The organism is Psychrobacillus sp. (assembly GCF_056205495.1).
In genome coordinates this window covers 1-2,883 of record NZ_JBAEAP010000355.1, presented here as the reverse complement: position 1 = coordinate 2,883, position 2,883 = coordinate 1, and the positions used below count along the sequence as shown (strand labels likewise).

Here is a 2,883-nt window from a genome sequence, read left to right as displayed (position 1 = left end):
AAACACATAAATTTCTATTAGTCTTCTCAGACGGAGAACCCTCAGCTTTTGCCTATGCCCAAAATGGTATTATGGATACTGCTGAAGCAGTATTGGAAGTCGAACGAAAGCAGATTTCTATACTTCATTTATTTCTTAATGAAGAGGAGCCAACAGACGAACAAATTAACCTGTTCCAGCTCATCTTCGGTAAGAAAACAGCGACCGCTTCCTCTATGGAGAGGTTCTCAGATGAAACGTTGCGCTTACTGCGTAAAATGCTTCAGCATGTCGTAAAAAGCTAAGAAGAATAGTCAATCTCAGTATTGTTTTATAAAGAGGATGGTTATGATTACTAAATAATAACCGCCTCTTAAAAATATTACTGTGTTAAATGGTGGATGTTTTTCTCTAATGGAAGTGTCAAATATCCTTTTTAAATTCTTTACGTCTAGGCTTCAGTATTACATTTCTATTATTTTCTATAAAAAAATACGCATATATACTATTAACTATTATGAGCATAAACAGCTGGGAGCAGAGGTTTAGTTTGCCTCAATATCCGCAATTTTCTATCTGGAATTCTTCTAATCCATACTACTAGTTAAGCTATTCGGTTCTTTATGGGAACCAATAACTCTACTTTTAGTTTCCTGCAGGACCTTCAACGGGATTATTCATGTTATTATTCATTTTAAACTCCAGATTATATCTAGCATAGTCAGCATCATAATTACTAATTGGAAGCCAATGTTCAACCATATATTATAAACACAGCGAGATATTGTTAAAGAGCGATATTATGGAAGATGGTCTTATAAAGAGGGGAGAATATTATATTATGAGTAAGGCTTTAATGATTATTGATGTGCAAAAAGGGTTGTTTCAAGAGGGAGAAGCGGTGTATAAGGGAGATATGTTAATTTCTACGCTAAGAACATTGATCGAGAAGGCACGTGTATCCAATACGCCTATTTTTTATGTTCAACATAACGCTCCAGTAGGAAAATCATTGGAATTTGGAAAGGAAGACTGGGAAATACACAGTGAAATTACACCAAGACTAAACGATACAATAATCCAGAAAACTACTCCAGACTCATTTTTAAATACGACTTTAGAAGAAGAATTGAGTAGAAAAGGTATAAACCATATACATATTACAGGAATTCAAACAGAAGCGTGTGTTGACACTACTTGCCGGAGGGCTTTCAGTATGGGATATAAAGTAACTTTAATTTCAGATGCTCACAGTACCTGGGACTCAAGTGAAATTTCAGCTCAACAAATTATTAACCATCATAATGGAGTGTTGCGGTGGTTTGCGGATGTTCACCCATCTGAAGAAGTAGTATTCAATTAAATAGAGTTTTAACAGAACTAGGGAACACCAAATCATTTATTGAATTCCTTTTTCTTTATTTTAAAATATATAAACATTATTCTTTAACATAGCCAAATAAAAAGACTGGAATCAAAATCAAGATTCTGAGTTAGACTCCAGTCTTTATTTTATTGATATGCAATTTATGGTTGAACGGATCTGTTTTTAGATTGGTCTGCAATAAGAAGGAGACGTTGTTTTAATTCTTCTTCCATTCGACCAATTTCAATTTCAGCAGCTTTTCGCTTAACTCTTCCATCTACTTGAATACGCATTGTTTCCTCGATTGTTTGCAGAAGGTTTTCCTGTGTTTTCTTCAATGTATCGATTTCTACGATACCTCGCTCATTTTCTTTAGCTGTTTCAATACTATTCACTTTGAGCATTTCCGAGTTTTTCAATAGTAAGTCGTTAGTTGTTTTTGTAACTTGTCTTTGAGCTGCTACTGCTTTTTGCTGACGATTTAACGTTAAGGCAATCGCAATTTGGTTTTTCCATAATGGTATGGATGTCATGATAGAAGATTGTATTTTTTCAGCTAACGTTTGGTTCGTTTGTTGGATCATACGTATCTGTGGCGCACTTTGAATGGTAATCTGACGTGAAAGCTGTAGGTCATAAACTCGTTTTTCAAGTCGATCTACAAATTGGGCCATATCATTAACTTCCTGGTAAGCCATTTGGTCGTTTGACATTTCTGCTTTTCTTTTTAGTTCTGGTATCGTAACGTTGAGTATTTCATCTTTTTTTAGTTCAGCAGCTGCAATATAAACGTTCAATGCTTGAAAATATGTTTTGTTTTGATCATATAGCTTATCTAACATTTGAACATCCTCTACTAGACCACGTTTTGAATGCTCCAATTGAATACCGATACGATCGATTTGCGTACTCAGCTTTTGATATTTTGTCATCATTTCTTGAACAGATCTGTTTACACGATTAAAAAGCTTTTTAATGCCACTCTTCTTTTCGTTTGAAAGCTCTTCGGGATTTAGCTCTGATAGTTTTTTCATTAGATCGCCTAATATATCTCCAACTGGTCCGATATCTTTCTTTTGTACATGGTCCAGCATTTGATGTGAAAAGCGGGTAAGCTCTGTTTGAGCATTGGCTCCATATGTTAAAATCGCTTCATAATTACCAGCAGGTATTTGATCTGCAAGCTGCCTAGCTTTTTGTTTCTCTTCTTCCGATAAGCGATCTATTAATTTAGTTGGTAGCGCCTCATTTGACTGTTTAGTTAATGTTTGAGGTTTTGTTTCGTTTAGAGAAAATGGATTATTAAGTAGTTCGTCCATTAAAAGATCGTCTGTTTTATTCGAGATATTTTCGCTCATTTGTTGTCTCTCCTTTTAGATATAAAGGTTTTTCGTTTTTAGATACGGATAATTTAGCAAAATCAAGTTCCATTCTTAAGTGCTCCATATCACTAGCAAGAACATTTTTTAAGTCATCTTCCATAACAGAGTTAATGGATTCTAGTGTTTCACGAGTATCCTGCAAAGCAATTTTCATTT

The 2,883-nt window shown here is 34.6% G+C and carries 3 protein-coding genes and 1 pseudogene; 2 read left to right on the top strand and 2 right to left on the bottom strand.

Going from position 1 to position 2,883, the window contains the following annotated elements; translation table 11 throughout:
• Both AC06OU_RS10705 and AC06OU_RS10700 read left to right on the top strand, forming a co-directional pair.
• On the top strand, nucleotides 1-284 hold a 284-nt coding region (locus tag AC06OU_RS10705), incomplete at its 5' end, for a vWA domain-containing protein (RefSeq protein ID WP_475855696.1).
• 536 nt (nucleotides 285-820) lie between these two features.
• Nucleotides 821-1,342 (top strand): cysteine hydrolase family protein, encoded by a 522-nt coding sequence (locus AC06OU_RS10700; RefSeq protein WP_475855695.1) that lies wholly within the window; start codon nucleotides 821-823, stop codon nucleotides 1,340-1,342.
• Nucleotides 1,343-1,506: 164 nt separating this feature from the next.
• Here AC06OU_RS10700 and AC06OU_RS10695 read toward each other — a convergent pair whose 3' ends face one another.
• Both AC06OU_RS10695 and AC06OU_RS10690 read right to left on the bottom strand, forming a co-directional pair.
• Nucleotides 1,507-2,703 carry a toxic anion resistance protein gene (locus tag AC06OU_RS10695; RefSeq protein ID WP_475855693.1) on the bottom strand — a complete coding sequence of 399 codons (1,197 nt, stop codon included), beginning with the start codon at nucleotides 2,701-2,703 and terminating at the stop codon, nucleotides 1,507-1,509.
• Nucleotides 2,681-2,883 (bottom strand): annotated as a pseudogene (locus AC06OU_RS10690) (5-bromo-4-chloroindolyl phosphate hydrolysis family protein); the annotation flags it as partial. The gene AC06OU_RS10695 and the pseudogene AC06OU_RS10690, both read right to left, overlap by 23 nt.